The 14,669-nt window shown below is 65.5% G+C and carries 11 protein-coding genes; 2 read left to right on the top strand and 9 right to left on the bottom strand.

The window, feature by feature from the left end; all coding sequences use genetic code 11:
- Nucleotides 1–549: 549 nt before the first annotated feature.
- Nucleotides 550–1,410, top strand: a complete 861-nt coding sequence (locus tag IVA96_RS17810; RefSeq protein WP_247277122.1) for a methyltransferase domain-containing protein — start codon at nucleotides 550–552, stop codon at nucleotides 1,408–1,410.
- Nucleotides 1,411–1,562: 152 nt separating this feature from the next.
- Here the strand turns inward: IVA96_RS17810 and IVA96_RS17805 are convergent, their stop codons facing one another.
- The 9 genes from IVA96_RS17805 to IVA96_RS17765 all read right to left on the bottom strand — a co-directional run bounded on the left by IVA96_RS17805 (nucleotide 1,563) and on the right by IVA96_RS17765 (nucleotide 14,070).
- Nucleotides 1,563–2,447 (bottom strand): cation diffusion facilitator family transporter, encoded by an 885-nt coding sequence (locus tag IVA96_RS17805; protein ID WP_346015615.1) that lies wholly within the window; start codon nucleotides 2,445–2,447, stop codon nucleotides 1,563–1,565.
- 101 nt (nucleotides 2,448–2,548) lie between these two features.
- Nucleotides 2,549–5,767 carry a CusA/CzcA family heavy metal efflux RND transporter gene (locus tag IVA96_RS17800; protein ID WP_247277123.1) on the bottom strand — a complete coding sequence of 1,073 codons (3,219 nt, stop codon included), beginning with the start codon at nucleotides 5,765–5,767 and terminating at the stop codon, nucleotides 2,549–2,551.
- Entirely contained in the window at nucleotides 5,760–6,737 is a 978-nt protein-coding gene (gene ihpB, locus IVA96_RS17795) for a divalent metal ion exporter adaptor subunit IhpB (RefSeq protein WP_247418463.1), read from the bottom strand. The genes IVA96_RS17800 and ihpB overlap by 8 nt, the downstream gene beginning before the upstream one ends.
- Complete coding sequence (ihpA, locus tag IVA96_RS17790; protein ID WP_247277125.1) at nucleotides 6,734–8,008, bottom strand: divalent metal ion exporter subunit IhpA; 1,275 nt, start codon at nucleotides 8,006–8,008, stop codon at nucleotides 6,734–6,736. The genes ihpB and ihpA overlap by 4 nt, the downstream gene beginning before the upstream one ends.
- Nucleotides 8,009–8,062: 54 nt before the next feature.
- On the bottom strand, nucleotides 8,063–8,437 hold the full coding sequence (locus IVA96_RS17785) for a hypothetical protein (protein ID WP_247277126.1): 375 nt from the start codon (nucleotides 8,435–8,437) through the stop codon (nucleotides 8,063–8,065).
- A 136-nt stretch (nucleotides 8,438–8,573) separates the two neighbouring features.
- Nucleotides 8,574–11,732, bottom strand: coding sequence for a CusA/CzcA family heavy metal efflux RND transporter (locus IVA96_RS17780; protein ID WP_247277127.1), 3,159 nt, complete (start codon nucleotides 11,730–11,732; stop codon nucleotides 8,574–8,576).
- On the bottom strand, nucleotides 11,729–13,168 hold the full coding sequence (locus IVA96_RS17775) for an efflux RND transporter periplasmic adaptor subunit (RefSeq protein ID WP_247277128.1): 1,440 nt from the start codon (nucleotides 13,166–13,168) through the stop codon (nucleotides 11,729–11,731). Before IVA96_RS17775 ends, IVA96_RS17780 begins: the two co-directional genes overlap by 4 nt.
- Nucleotides 13,165–13,563, bottom strand: a complete 399-nt coding sequence (locus IVA96_RS17770; RefSeq protein ID WP_247277129.1) for a FixH family protein — start codon at nucleotides 13,561–13,563, stop codon at nucleotides 13,165–13,167. The genes IVA96_RS17775 and IVA96_RS17770 overlap by 4 nt, the downstream gene beginning before the upstream one ends.
- 132 nt (nucleotides 13,564–13,695) lie before the next feature.
- Nucleotides 13,696–14,070: a hypothetical protein gene (locus IVA96_RS17765; RefSeq protein WP_247277130.1), complete on the bottom strand. Its 375-nt coding sequence runs from the start codon at nucleotides 14,068–14,070 to the stop codon at nucleotides 13,696–13,698.
- A gap of 192 nt (nucleotides 14,071–14,262) precedes the next feature.
- Between IVA96_RS17765 and IVA96_RS17760 the strand changes: the two genes are divergently transcribed.
- Nucleotides 14,263–14,667: a hypothetical protein gene (locus IVA96_RS17760; protein ID WP_247277131.1), complete on the top strand. Its 405-nt coding sequence runs from the start codon at nucleotides 14,263–14,265 to the stop codon at nucleotides 14,665–14,667.
- Nucleotides 14,668–14,669: the final 2 nt, after the last annotated feature.

Here is a 14,669-nt window from a genome sequence, read left to right as displayed (position 1 = left end):
CCGGCCTACGATTTGCTGTGGCTAGAAACGAGGGGCACCCGCAACGGCGGAGAGGCGCCTCAATGACTGAGCTCCTCCTCGACCCGTCGTAAATCCTCCTGACGTAACCGGTGCTGATCGCCTTGCGCCGTCATCCGTCCGGATCAGACCGTCTGCCGGACTGTATGTCATCATCGATGTGCTGCCGCGCCTGCCTGCGCGAAAGCCGGCGCGATCGGCAAGTCTTGGGGTGTCACGTCGCTGGGCGTGCAGCGACGGAGGATTTGACCGCCTCCGGCTGCCATTGGCGAAGCCAGGCAAGCGGGTGGGTCAGGCACCCATATGATCGAGATTGTCCGCAAGCAATCGATGTCGACTGATCGTTCCGACTTCACGGGGTTTTCTCCCGTTCGCTGAGTTCATACAGGGCCGCTTGGCCGTGTCGACTTGGCTTGGCAAAGCGGCGTCGGGGCTTGTCCCGCGCGGAAATCGGCCTTGCGGCTGGGATCGGCATGTGGATAAGCGTCTCGGGCCGAGCGCGGACGTTCGGCACCGTCGCGGAGAGGGTTGATGGAACAGTCAAGCGGACACGAGCTCAACGCCGACCAGATCGCCTATTGGAACGGCCCGAGCGGCCAACGTTGGGCCGATCGTCATGCGGTGCAGGAAAAACTGCTCGGGCCGATCGCGGACGTGCTGATCGACCGTGCCGAGCCGAAGCCCGGCGAGCGCGTGATCGACGTTGGCTGCGGCTCCGGTGCAACGACGGTCGCCCTTGCGAAGGCGGTGGCGCCTGATGGCTTTGCGCTCGGTCTCGACGTCTCCGAGCCGATGCTGTCGCAGGCGCGCGCGTTGGCGCCGAAGGGCCTGCCGCTCGATTTCGTGCTGGCGGATGCCACGGTGCATTCGTTCGAACCGGCGAGCTTCGATCTGCTCGCCTCGCGTTTCGGCGTGATGTTCTTCGCCGATCCCATTGTGTCCTTCACCAATTTGCGGGCAGCGCTGAAGCCGACAGGGCGGCTCGCTTTCGCTTGCTGGCGCGAGCCGAAGGAAAACCCCTGGATGATGGCGCCGCTGATGGCGGTCTACAAGCACGTGCCGAAAATGCCGCCGGTCGGACCGGAAGAGCCGGGCCCGTTCGCCTTCGCCTCCGAAGAGCGCGTGATGCGCATCCTGAAAGGTGCCGGCTTCGTGGACCTTGCATTGCAGCCGCACAATCTGGCGATGGATATAGCGATCGGCGGTGGCCTCGATGCCGCTGTCGACGGCGCACTCCAGATCGGCCCCGCCAGCCGCGCGCTTCAGGGCCATCCGCCGGAGACGTACGAGGCCGCCAAGGCTTCGATCCGCGACATGCTCGCGCCGTTTCAGGAAGGGCAGTCGGTGACGTTGCAGGGCGCGATCTGGATCGTGACAGCGAAGGCGGCGTAAGCGCGCTGCTTCCCGATCGTCATTGCGCGCAGCGAAGCAAATCAGGCGGCCTCAGCAGAGACAGTCTGGATTGCTTCGTCGCATCAGCGCAAAATTGCTGTGCAATTTTGTCGCGAGCTCCTCGCGATGGCGGGTGGATGGACCGTGAGATCCTACGCCACATCGTCCGGCGCCAGGGCGCAGCCGTTGTCAGGATGCGTCTCGACCTGAATCGTGGTGTGACCGACGCGGAACGAGGTCTTGAGCAGTTGCGCGGTCTCCATCAGGAATGCATCGCCTGTGCTGCCGGCGGGCATGACGAGGTGGCAGGTCAGCGCCGTCTCGGTGGTCGAGATCGGCCAGACGTGGAGATCGTGGATCGCGGAGACGCCCGGCCGCGCCAGCAGGAACGCCCTGATCGCGGCGAGGTCGGTGCCCTTGGGCGCTGCCGCCATTGACATATCGATGGAGCCGCGCAACAGGCTGGTCGTGCCCCAGAGGATGATGGCGCAGATGAGGAGGCTGGTTAAGGGATCGAGCCAGAGCCAGCCGGTCCACGTGATCAGCGCCGCCGAGACGACGACGCCGAGCGAGACGGCGGCATCCGCCGCCATGTGCAGATAGGCGCCTTCGATGTTGATATCGTTTTTGCGTCCGCGTGCGAACAGTATGGCGGTAAAACCGTTGATGAGGATGCCGACGCCTGCCACCACCATTACGGTCACGCCGGCGACCGGCTCCGGCTCGCGCAAACGCAAAATCGCCTCCCAGCCGATCGCGCCGGTTGCGACCAGCAGGAACGCCGCATTCGCCAGCGCGGCCAGGATGGTGGAGGCGCGCAGGCCGTAGGTGAAGCGGCCGCTCGGCGCGCGTCGCGCTGCAATCGACGCACCCCAGGCGACGACCAGGCCGAGCACGTCGGAAAGGTTATGCCCGGCATCCGCGAGCAGGGCGGTGGAGTTGCCGATATAGCCATACACGGCTTCGGCCACGACCAGCGCGATGTTCAGCGAAATGCCGATCGCGAACGCCTTGCCGAAGCTGGTCGGCGCATGCACATGCGCGTGGCCAAGACCATGAGCATGATCGTGACCATGATCGTGTGGATAGCCGGCATGATCATGATGGCGATGTTCGTGATGGTCGGGGCCGGCCATCTCTAGCGCTCCCCGGACGCTGCCAAATCAGGCGCCATTGTAGGCGCTTCGCGCACCTCGTCACGGCGGAACAGCACGTAGAGCGCCGGCAGCACCAGCAGCGTCAGCACGGTCGAGGAGATGATGCCGCCGATCACCACGGTCGCGAGCGGCCGCTGCACCTCGGCGCCAGCGCCGGTCGCGAGCGCCATGGGCACGAAACCGAGGGAGGCGACGAGGGCCGTCATCAGCACCGGGCGCAGCCGCGTCAGCGCGCCCGCGCGCACGGCATCGACGACGGATCGCCCCTCGCTGCGCAGCCGCTCGATGAAGGCGATGATGACGAGCCCGTTGAGCACGGCGACGCCGGACAGCGCGATGAAGCCGACACCGGCGCTGATCGACAGCGGAATGTCGCGCAGCAGCAGCGCCGCGACTCCGCCGGTCAGCGCCAGCGGCACGCCGGAGAACACCAGTGCCGCATCCGCAGCCGATCCCATGCCCATGAACAGCAGCAGGAACACGAGCAGCAGCGCCACCGGCACCACGATCGTCAGCCGCTTGGTCGCGGAGACCAGTTGCTCGAACTGCCCGCCCCAGCGGATGAAGTAGCCCGGCGGCAGCTTGACCTTCTCAGCCACCGCCGCTTCGGCCTCGGCGACGAAGGAGCCGAGGTCGCGCGCGCGGACATTGGCGGTGACGACGATGCGCCGCTTGCCATTTTCGCGGCTGATCTGGTTGGGGCCGGGCGTCGCATCGACTGTGGCGACCGATGACAGCGGCACATACCGCATCTGGGCGAGGGGAGAGGCGGCCAGCGCGGTTCGCACGGCCGTGCCGGAGCTGGCCTCCTCACCGGGCGGCAGCGGGATCGGGATAGCCCGGATCGCCTCGAGATTGCCACGCAGATGCTCCGGCAGGCGCACCACGATGTCGAAACGGCGGTCGCCCTCGAACAGTTTGCCGGCCGACTTGCCGCCCACTGCGATCTCGACGATACCCTGCACCTCACTGATGCTGAGGCCATAGCGGGCGAGCGCCTGGCGGTCGAGCCGGACGGTGAGGATCGGCAGGCCCGCAACCTGTTCGATCTTGACGTCGCTGGCGCCGCGGATGCCGCGGATCGCTGCCTCGACCCGTTTTGCCGCGCCTTGCAGGATGTCGAGGTCATCGCCGAAGATCTTGACGCCGACGTCGCTGCGCACGCCGGAGATCAGCTCGTTGACACGGAACTGGATCGGCTGGGAGATCTCATAGGCGCTGCCGGGAATCTCGTTAGCGGCATGGTCGATGGCCTCGATCACCTCCGACTTCGGCTTGTTCGGGTCGGGCCATTCGGCGCGCGGCTTCAGCATGATGTAGCCGTCGGTCTGCGCCGGCGACATCGGGTCGGTGGCGATCTCGGCGGTGCCGATACGGGTGAAGAACTCCTTCACCTCCGGAATCTGCTTGATGCGTTTCTCCAGCGCCTTCTGAAGATCAAGCGACTGCGTAAGGCTGGTCCCGGGAATCCGGATCGAGGCCAGGGCGACGTCGCCTTCGTCCAGACTCGGAATGAACTCGCCACCCATCCGCGCGGCAGCGATGCCGCTTGCGACCACGATGAGCGCGGTCATGATTGCGACGGCGAGCCGGTTGTCGATGGCAAATCGGAGCAGGGGAAGATAGGCGCGCTTCGCCGCCCGCATGAACAGGTTCTCGTGCTCGGATACTTTGCCGGTGACGAAGATGGCAACCGCCGCCGGCACGAAGGTGATGGAGAACAGCACGGCAGCGCCGAGCGCCATCAGCACGGTCAGCGCCATCGGCGTGAACATCTTGCCTTCGACGCCGGTCAGCGTCAGCACGGGGAGGTAGACCACCGCGATGATCAGGGTTCCGAACAGGCTCGGCTTGATCACCTCGCTCGACCCGCGCAGGATCGCACGCAGCCGCTCCGAGGTCGTCAGCAGCCCGCCTTTCTCGCGCTGGGCCGCGGCCAGCATGCGCAGGCAGTTCTCGACGATGATCACCGCGCCGTCGACGATGATGCCGAAGTCGATCGCGCCGAGACTCATCAGGTTGGCGCTGACCTTGGTCTTGACCATGCCGGTAATGGTCATGGCCATGGACAGCGGAATGACGCAGGCGGTGACCAGCGCGGCGCGGATGTTTCCGAGGATCAGGAACAACACGGCCACCACCAGCGCCGCGCCTTCCAGCAGATTATTCCGGACCGTGCGGATGGTGGCTTCGACCAGATCGGTGCGGTCGTAGACGGTCCGCGTCACGACGCCTTCGGGCAGCGACTTGGCGATGTCCTCCAGGCGGGCTGCGACGCGGCGCGCCACGGTCCGGCTGTTCTCCCCGATCAGCAACATCGCGGTACCGAGCACGGTTTCCTCGCCGGCCCGCGTCGCCGCGCCTGTGCGCAGATCGCGGCCTTCCGTCACTGTCGCGACATCCCTGATCCTGACGGGATTGCCGCCGCGCGAGCCGATGACGATGTCCTGGATCTCGTTGATATTGCCGACCTGGCCCGGGGAGCGAACCAGGTATTGCTCGCCGTTGCGCTCAATATAGCCGGCGCCCACATTGGCGTTGTTGGCGGCGAGCGCCGTCATGACGTCGCGAAAGCCGAGCCGGTAGGCCATCAGCTTGCCCGGGTCCGGCAGCACGTGGAACTGCCGCTCGAACCCGCCGATGGTGTTGACTTCGATCACGCCTGGCACGTTGCGAAGCTGCGGCCGGATAATCCAGTCCTGCACGGTCCGCAAATCGGTCAGCGAATAGTCGTGGCCGCCTTGCGTCTTGGCGCCCGCCTTGGCCTCGACGGTATACATGAAGATTTCGCCGAGCCCGGTCGAGACCGGGCCCATCGCGACCTCGACCCCGGCCGGAAGCTGGTCCTTCACCTGCTGGATGCGTTCGCCGACGAGCTGGCGGGCGAAGTAGATGTCAGTGCCGTCCTTGAAGACGACCGTCACCTGGCTCAGGCCATAGCGCGACAGCGACCGGGTGTAATCCAGCTTCGGCAGGCCGCCCATCGCGGTCTCGACCGGGAAGGTGATGCGCTGCTCGGTCTCCAGCGGCGAATAGCCGGGCGCACGGGTGTTGATCTGGACCTGGACGTTGGTGATGTCAGGCACGGCATCGATCGGCAGGTGCTGGAAATTCCAGACGCCGAAGGCGAGGGCGCCGAGCGCCAGCAGCAGAACCAGCCAGCGTTGATGAACTGAGGCGGCGATGAGACGCTCAATCATGCTCGGCCTCACCCTTGCCCATCTCCGCCTTCACGACGAAGCTGTTCTCCGCGACGTAATGCTCGCCGGCCGCAAGGCCCGCCTTGATCTCGACATGGCGCGGATCGGCATCCCCAAGCTCCACCGGCCGCGCCTCGATCTTGTCGCCGTCCTCGCGGACGAACACGATGGTCCGGTTCTCCAGCGTCTGGATCGCGCTGCGGCGCACCGCGACCGCGACGTTGCGCGCGGCGAGGATCAGCCGCGCCGTGACGAACAGGCCGGGACGCAGGCGCCCGTCCGAATTTGGCAGCACCACGCGGGCCAGCGCGGTCTGGGTTTCGCTCGAGCCAATCGGCGCCATGTAGGAGATCATGCCCTTGATCTCGCCGCGGCCATCATCGGGATCGATCAGCACCTCGTCATTGAGGCGGACGCGCCGCAGGTCCTGCCGGTAGATCGACAGGTCGACCCAGATGGTGGAGAGATCGGCGAGGACGAAGGCCGGCTTTTGTTCGGAGGCGTATTCGCCGAGCGAGATCTGCCGCTCGATGATGGTGCCGGCGATCGGTGCTTTCAGCTCGTAGACGGTGAGGCTCTGGTTGCTCTCGATCGCGGCGAGCAGATCGTCCTTGGCGACCTTGTCGCCAATGCGCTTCAGGAGCGATTTGGCGATGCCTGGAAAGCGCGGCGTCACCTGCACCACGGCTTCCTGATTGGCGCGCAGGATGCCGTTGAAGGCGAGCGTGTCGGTCAGCGTCGCGCTCGCGGCCTCCGCCAGCACCACGCCGGCGGCGGCGAGCTTGACGTCGGAGATGCGGATGCGATCGGCGCCGTGCTCGTCCTGCTCGACATGGTCGTTCGGTTTCTCCGGCTTCTTCTCCGCGGCATGCTCGGCTGGCGAGAGCCTGGCCGGCGCGAGCATGGAATAGGCGTAGGCGCCGAGCCCGGCGGCAACGAGGGCGACGACAAGGGTGGAGGACGTCTTCATCGTGCGCTCTCCCGCGCCAGCGTGAAGGGATTGCCGACAAGGCCTTCGATGGTCGCAACGCCTGCATGGAAATTCTGCAGCGCCTCCTGCTCCCGCAGCCGCGCCTGGGCGACGCTCGCCTGGGCGTCCAGCACTTCGAGCAGTGTGAAGCGGCCCTGGGCGTAACCTTGCGAGATTGCTTCGGACGCTTCGACGGCCTTGGGGATCGCGGTCTCGCGCAGGACCGCGAGTTCGCGCAGCGAACCCTGGAGCGAATCATAGGCGCGGCCGGCGATCACGATCAGCATGTTGCGGTTGGCCTCGCGCTCGGCTTTGGTCTTGGCGAGGCTTTCCTGGGCGGAAAGGATGTTGCCTTGGTTCTGGTCGAACACGGGAATCGGCACCGAGACGGTGAAGCGCACGGCATCGTCATTGGTTTCGTTGTAATGGCGCCAGCCGGCTGCGATCCGCACGTCGGGATAGGGCTTGAGCCGTGCCAGCAACAGCTCGGCATTGCGCTGGGCATAGACGGCGGTCCAGCGCACCAGTTGCGGATTGGCATCGATGGCGGCGACCACCGACTGGAACGTCGGCGGCCGATCGGTGGTGTCGAGCCGGCCGGAGACCTCGCCGAATTTCGCGGCGGGATCTCCCATCAGCACCCCCAGCTCGCGCCGGGCGCTGGCCAGCGTCGCCTTGAAGCGCTCGCGGTCGGCTTTCACCAGGGCGGAGGCGACTTCGGCGCGGCCGGTCTCGGCGGGCGAGGAGGCGCCGGCCTCGACGCGGCGGCGCAGCAGCGGCGTCAGGCGGTCGATCGCGGCGATCTGCTCGTCGAGGATCTGGATGCGCCGCTGCGCGCCGAGCACGCTGAGGAAGGCGATCGCGGTCTCCGACAGCAGCTCCAGCCTGACGGCCTTGCGCTGGATCGCGGCGACCTCGATGCCGGCTGCGCCGGCGGCAATCCGCGCTTCCCGTTTGCCGAACAGCTCGAAAGCTTGGCTGATTTGGAGCGTAGTCTCGGCCGACCGCGTCCCGCGATATTTGCCAGAGCCGAGTGAATCGTCCTGCTCATAGGACAGCTCCGGATTGAGCAGCGCGCCCGCCTGGATGCGCTGGCCCGTGGCAATGCCAAGGTCGCGCTCAGCTGCCGTCAGGCGCGGGCTCGCCTCCAGCGCGCGCGACAGCGCGCTCCGCATCGTCAAAGTCTGGGCGTAAGCCGGTGCAAGCGCCAACCCGGCAATCAGACACGCCGCAGCGCACGCGAGGCGCGCGGCCATACCCCTGCAAAACATGAAGCCGACCTGTGAAGGATGAACCTAATGGGCGCGGGCGCCCGACCAATCCGTTCAGGCAATGTGTTTGGGAGGCGGCGAGTCGGTATCGGGAATAATTCCGGCGAGCCGGGGTCCACGCTGCGGGCGCGATGCAGACGCGAGCGCGACGGATGCGGCGGATAGCGCCGGCTGCGCCACCGTCACCGAGAAGCAGCCGTGGCAATGGTGTCCGCCGATCACCTTGTGGTCGCCGTGGCCTGCGGTGCCATCGAGAATCGAAGCGATGTCCGAGCCGCCGGACGGGCTGGTCACATTGATGTCATGAGTGCCGTGGAGCGCGCCGGACAGCAGGTACATGACCGTGACAAACACAGCCACGAGCCCACGCCAATTGCGCGTGTGCCTGAGTCTGAGGGGCCGGCGGTTCAAGACCACGAATTTACTCATCCTGTCGATCAGGCTGGCCTACCACAGCGATGGGAACAGTGTCGACCCGCAACAATGTTACGTATGGGAACTCAACGTCGCAGCCGCACAGGCACTCGCGCGGCTGCGACCATTCGCATCGTCGACGGCTACGGCTTCATTCAGCGGCCTCCGCAATGTGGACAGGCATGACGGCGTCCCCGGCCGAATCCAGTCCAAGACCCTTCACCAGGGCGAAGATCGCGGGGATCACGATCAGCGTCAGCAGGGCGGACGAGATCATGCCGCCGATCATGGGCACGGCGATGCGCTGCATGATCTCCGAGCCGGTGCCGGTGCTCCACATGATCGGCAGCAGGCCGGCCATGATCGCGACCACCGTCATCATCTTCGGGCGGACGCGCTCAACGGCGCCCTCCATGATGGCGGCGTAGAGATCCGCGCGCGTCAGCATGCGGTCCGCGAGCGCGCAGCGCGCTTTGGTCGCCGCGAGCGCGTGGTTGAGATAGATCAGCATTACGACGCCGGTTTCGGCTGCCACGCCCGCCAGCGCGATGAAGCCGACGGCGACCGCGACCGATAGGTTGAAGCCGAGCCACCACATCAGCCAGAGGCCGCCGACCAGGGCGAAGGGCAGCGAGAGCATGACGATCATGGTGTCGGTGACCGAGCGGAAGTTGAGATAGAGCAGCAGGAAGATGATCAGCAGCGTCACCGGCACCACGATCTTGAGCCGCGCGGTGGCGCGTTCGAGATATTCGTACTGCCCGCTCCAAACCAGATAATAGCCGGGCGGGAATTCGATGCTTGCCTGCACGGCGTGCCGGGCATCGGCGACATAGCCGCCGAGATCGCGGTCGCGAATGTCGACGTAAATATAGGTCGCAAGCTGGCCGTTTTCGGTTCGGATCGAGGTCGGCCCGCGTGCCGGCGTTACGCTCGCGACCTCACCGAGAGGGACGGCGCCGCCTGATGGCATCGGCACCAGGATGTCGCTGCTGATCGCCTTCGGATTGTCGCGCAGGTCGCGCGGGTAGCGCATATTGACCGTGAAGCGCTGACGCCCCTCCACCGTCGTCGTCACGGTCTGGCCCCCGAGTGCGGTCGCGATCGTGTCCTGCACGTCCTGCACCATGATGCCGTAGCGCGACAGCGCCTCGCGGTTCGGCGTGATCTCGAGGTAGTAACCACCGAGGCCGCGCTCGGCATAGGCCGACGAGGTGCCGGGGACCGCCTTGAGCACCTGCTCGACCTGCTTTGCAAGCTTGTCGATGCCGGCGAGATCGGTGCCGATGACCTTGACGCCGACGGGCGTTCGGATGCCGGTCGAGAGCATGTCGATGCGGGCCTTGATCGGCATGGTCCAGGCGTTGGAGACGCCAGGAAACTGCAAGGCCTTGTCCATCTCGGCGACCAGACTGTCGACAGTCACGCCCGCGCGCCACTCAGCCTTCGGCTTCAGGTTGACGATGGTCTCGAACATTTCCGGTGGGGCAGGGTCGGTTGCAGTCGCCGCGCGCCCAGCCTTGCCGTAGACCGAGGCAACCTCTGGAAACGAGCGGATGATGCGGTCCTGTATCTGCATCAGCTCGGTGGCCTTGGTCACGGAAATGCCGGGTAGCGTCGTCGGCATGTAGAGCAGGGTGCCTTCGTTGAGGTTGGGCATGAACTCGGTACCGAGCCGCCCGGCCGGCCAGACCGACACCGCGAGCACGCCGAGCGCGAGCAGGATCACGGGGATCTTGGCGCGCAGCACACCTGAGATCACCGGGCGGTAAATCCAGATCAGGAAGCGGTTGATCGGATTCTTGTGCTCCGGAATGATCTTGCCGCGGACGAAGATCACCATCAGCGCCGGGACCAATGTCACCGAGAGCAGCGCCGCCGCGGCCATCGCAAAGGTCTTGGTGAAGGCGAGCGGGCTGAACAGCCGTCCCTCTTGCGATTCCAGCGTGAAGATCGGCATGAACGACACGGTGATGATCAGGAGACTGAAGAACAGGGCGGGCCCGACTTCCACCGCAGCGTCGATCAGGATCGCGAGCCGCGAGCGCCCGGGCTCGGCGCGTTCGAGATGCTTGTGGGCGTTCTCGATCATGACGATGGCGGCATCGATCATGGCACCGATTGCGATCGCAATTCCGCCGAGACTCATGATGTTGGAGCCGATCCCGAGCAGTTTCATGGCACCAAAAGCCATCAGAACGCCCACGGGAAGCATCAGGACCGCGACCAGTGCGCTGCGGACATGCAACAGGAACACGATGCAGACGAGGGCGACGACGATGCTCTCCTCGATCAGCGTATGCCTCAGCGTATCGATCGCGGCGTAGATCAGGTTCGAGCGGTCGTAGACCGGAACGATCTCGACCGATTTCGGCAGGCTGGTTGCGATCTCCCTGAAGCGCTTCTTGACGTTCTCGATCACGTCGAGCGCGTTCACGCCAAAACGCTGGAGCACGATGCCGCTCGCAACCTCGCCCTCGCCATTGAACTCGGCGATGCCGCGCCGCTCGTCGGGACCGAGCTCGACGCGGGCGACGTCGCGGAGCTTGACCGGTGTGCCGTTGTCGGCCTTCAGCACGATGTCGCCGAGATCCTCGATGCCCCTAAGATAGCCCTTGCCCCGGATGACATATTCGAACTCGGACAGCTCGACGGTGCGGCCGCCGACATCGGCATTGCTGGCGCGGATCGCCTCGCGCATCTTCTGCATGGTGATGCCGAGGTCGCGCATGCGCTGCGGATCGAGGATGACGTTGTACTGCTTGACGAAGCCGCCGACGCCGGCGACCTCCGCGACGCCTTCGGCCCTGGCCAGGGCGAATTTCAGGTTCCAGTCCTGGATGGTCCTGGTCTCCGCGAGGTTCAGCTCTTTCGACATCACGGCGTATTGGTAGACCCAGCCGACGCCGGTAGCGTCCGGGCCGACCGTCGGCGCCACGCCGGCCGGCAGCCGCGATGCCGCCCCGTTGAGGAATTCGAGCACGCGCGAGCGCGCCCAGTAGATGTCGGTGCCGTCCTCGAAGATGACATAGACGAAGGAGACGCCGAAAAAGGAGAATCCGCGCACCACCTTCGATTTCGGCACCGTCAGCATCGCCGTGGCGAGGGGATAGGTGACCTGGTCCTCGATCACCTGCGGCGCCTGTCCCTGATATTCGGTGTAGACGATGACCTGGGTGTCGGAGAGATCGGGAATGGCGTCGAGCGGCAGATGAACGAGGGCATAGAGGCCCGCGGCGGCGGCAAAGCCAGCGCCGAACAGCACCAGCAGCAGGTTGCGTGCCGACCATGCGATGAGGCGCGCGATCATGGCCTGGCTCCCATCGCCTTGTCGCCGGCTTGCGCCGTGCCGGCTTCGGTGAAGCCTTTCAGCGCGGCCTTCAGATTGCTCTCGGCATCGATCAGGAAGTTGGCGGAGGTGACGACGGCGTCGCCCTCGGCAAGGCCGTCGCGGATTTCGACATAGCCGTCGCCGCGCCGTCCGGGCTTGACCTCGCGCGGCTCGAATCGGCCCTGGCCCTTGTCGACCAGCACGGCCTGTCGGCTGCCGGTGTCCAGCAGCGCGCTCTCGGCGACGCTGAGCACCGGCACCGGTGTGCCGGTGTCGATCTCGGCGTCGACATACATGTCGGGAAGCAAAGCGAGATCGGCATTCGCCAGCTCAATTCGCACTCGCGCCGTGCGCGTCTCCTTGTTCACCTGCGGATAGATCACGCTGATCAGGCCCTTGAAGTCCCGCCCGGGATGGCTGCGGGCCCGCACCGTCACGGGCTGGCCGACCGCGACATTGCCGAGATCGCGTTCGGCCACATCGACGGTCGCCCAGACCTGCGAGATGTCGGCGATGCGGAACAGCACGTCCCCGGGCTGGGCACGCATGCCCTCGATGGCGTTGCGCTGAAGCACGATGCCATCGCGCGGCGACGACCACTGAATGGTGATCGGCAGGGCGTGGCTCTTCTCCATTTCGACGATGACGGGTTCGGGGACGTCGAGATTGATCAGGCGCTGCCGGGAGCCGCGGCCATAGGGCTCGATGCCCCCCGTCGTCTTCGAGGTGATCGTCGCGAGATATTCGGCGGCTGCCGACGCGACGGCGGAGCTGTAGATCTCCATCAGCGGCTGGCCTTTGGTGACGCGGCTGCCCGTGGTGACGTCGGCCACCTTCTGCACAAAACTGTCAGCGCGCATCGCGACCACCGAGACCCGGCGTTCATCGAGCTGGATCGTGCCGGGCGCGCGCAGCAGCATTCTGATCCGGCGCAGTTCGGCCGGTTCGGATTTGACGCCGCTACGCTGAATCTTGCCGGGCGACAGTTTCACCGAACCGTCGTCGCTGTCCTCGCCTTCGTAGACGGGAATGTAATCCATCCCCATCGAGTCCTTCTTCGGCACCAGCGAGGTGTCTGGCAGGCCCATCGGGTTGCGGTAATATTTGATCTTGCGATCGCCCTTGGCGTCAGCCGTTACGACCCTGGGCGATTCGTCCGGCTCGTCGAAGCTGATGTCCTCGTTCGCCCGCACGGCGCGATAGTCGCGGCCGTCGGCCGTCTTCTTCGGGGTGAGCGAGTAGAACGGCCTGCCGTCCGGATCCCGGAAATAGATCGGTGCGCCCGTGTCCGCCTGCGCGGCGAAGGTCAGCGAGCTTGACCCCGACTGAGGCTGCATGGCGCGGCCGCCAATCAGCGCGACAGCGGCCGCCGCGAAAATCGCAGCGGCACTGCCTGTAACGGCGAGGCGGGTCATTTCTCGGCCGTGACGACGAGCTTGTTTTCGACCGTGCCAGTCTCGCCCTGCACCTTGGCGCCCAGTGAGAGCTGCCAGCGTCCGGCCATGCTGAAATTGGCCTTGAAGCGATAGGTCCCGGGTTCGGTGCCCGGCAGCGGCGTGAGCTTGGTGACCATCTCCTGCATGCCGTCAGGCGCCATGTCGAGCCGAGTGGCGAAGATCACCGCATCGGGTATCGCCTTGCCGCTGGTCTTGTCGACCAGCCGCACGGTTACGATGCGATCGGCCCCCGTCTTGATGGTCGGTTGAACTAGTTGGAATTCGTAGTTCTTGATCTCGGCCTGAGCGCTCCCCGTGAGCACAGCACCGATCAGCGCGGCCAGAGCGGTGCGCGCGAGCTTGGTCGTCGTCATGATTTATAGTTCCTCGATGGGTCTGATGGAGCCGCCGGAGCTGCACGCGGCGAGCCGGGATGCAGCCAATCGGCAGGCAATGGCGTGCGCGCCGATGTCGGCGCGCACGATCATCAGGCGCGTCAGCGCCAATCAGGCCCGGGTTCGAGGAGGATGGTCGGGTGGCTTGGCGGCGAGCCCGTCGCGCAGGCGGTCATTGCGCGGCGCGAGCGCGCTCCTCTGCGGCTGCCGCTCGATCATCGTGCTCGCTCCGAACGGAGCGGAGAGCGACAGGCTCAGCATGCACAATGCGACGAACGGACAGGAACCGCAGGCCTTGCTCTTGGTCTGATCCGGGCAGCAGGGCATGTCTTCGGACATGCCTTGCGTGTCGTCTGACATTGCGGGCATGCTGGCAACAGCACCGGATACCGGCATGGCGGATGCAGGCGTCGCCAGCGGCGCGAGCAGGAGCCCGGCTGCCACCAGCAGCATCACCACAGCGTTGGCGAACGGTCTCACGGACATGCCTCATTGTCGCACGGCGGAGCGGAACCTGCAAACCGGCCGGGCATCACGACTTGGCCATTCGTTTGCGTGCCTTGTGCAAAGGAGCCTCCGGCAATCGGGCGTTAACCAGCGCGGAGGCCCCGTTACCGCGACGAGATCGTTCGGCAGATCGCAAGAAGTCGCGGCTCGACCGTGATGGTGGAAACGGGGATGGCCTTTTCCCGGAATGCGCATTTGCCTGATACAGCCAGGCTGTTCTGCGGTCCACGCGGCGCTCCCGATCCGGAAGGTTCCGCCGACCGCATTTCATCATCTGCCCTCGGCGTCGTTAACCCAGCAAGAGACCTCAAAGCCGGCCCTAAGCGCAAAGGCCCCAGCCCGGGACTGACCGGCTGGGGCCTCATGTGCTCACAATCTTCATCCTTGGGACTCGCGCAGACAATGCGCATCTCGCCGATCCGTTCCATGGCAGATGACAAATTTGGAACGTTCCTCATTCCTTGTGATTACCGAGCAGAGGTATCTGAGGAGGAAGGGACCATGGACGGACTGATTTATCTCATCGGCTTGATCGTCGTGATCATGGCGATCCTGTCGTTCTTCGGCCTGCGCTGAGA

Source organism: Bradyrhizobium sp. 159 (assembly GCF_023073795.1).
In the GTDB taxonomy this organism is placed as follows: Bacteria; Pseudomonadota; Alphaproteobacteria; order Rhizobiales; family Xanthobacteraceae; genus Bradyrhizobium.
This window is presented reverse-complemented; position numbering and strand designations above follow the sequence as displayed.

Excerpts from the sequence above, each read along its gene's own strand:
- IVA96_RS17770 (WP_247277129.1), bottom strand. The coding sequence starts at position 13,563 with ATGACGACGACCAAGCTCGCGCGCACCGCTCTGGCCGCGCTGATCGGT.
- IVA96_RS17780 (WP_247277127.1), bottom strand. The coding sequence starts at position 11,732 with ATGATCGCGCGCCTCATCGCATGGTCGGCACGCAACCTGCTGCTGGTG.
- IVA96_RS17765 (WP_247277130.1), bottom strand. The coding sequence starts at position 14,070 with ATGTCCGTGAGACCGTTCGCCAACGCTGTGGTGATGCTGCTGGTGGCA.
- IVA96_RS17810 (WP_247277122.1), top strand. The coding sequence starts at position 550 with ATGGAACAGTCAAGCGGACACGAGCTCAACGCCGACCAGATCGCCTAT.
- IVA96_RS17785 (WP_247277126.1), bottom strand. The coding sequence starts at position 8,437 with ATGAGTAAATTCGTGGTCTTGAACCGCCGGCCCCTCAGACTCAGGCAC.
- ihpA (WP_247277125.1), bottom strand. The coding sequence starts at position 8,008 with ATGTTTTGCAGGGGTATGGCCGCGCGCCTCGCGTGCGCTGCGGCGTGT.
- IVA96_RS17760 (WP_247277131.1), top strand. The coding sequence starts at position 14,263 with ATGGCCTTTTCCCGGAATGCGCATTTGCCTGATACAGCCAGGCTGTTC.
- IVA96_RS17775 (WP_247277128.1), bottom strand. The coding sequence starts at position 13,168 with ATGACCCGCCTCGCCGTTACAGGCAGTGCCGCTGCGATTTTCGCGGCG.
- ihpB (WP_247418463.1), bottom strand. The coding sequence starts at position 6,737 with ATGAAGACGTCCTCCACCCTTGTCGTCGCCCTCGTTGCCGCCGGGCTC.
- IVA96_RS17800 (WP_247277123.1), bottom strand. The coding sequence starts at position 5,767 with ATGATTGAGCGTCTCATCGCCGCCTCAGTTCATCAACGCTGGCTGGTT.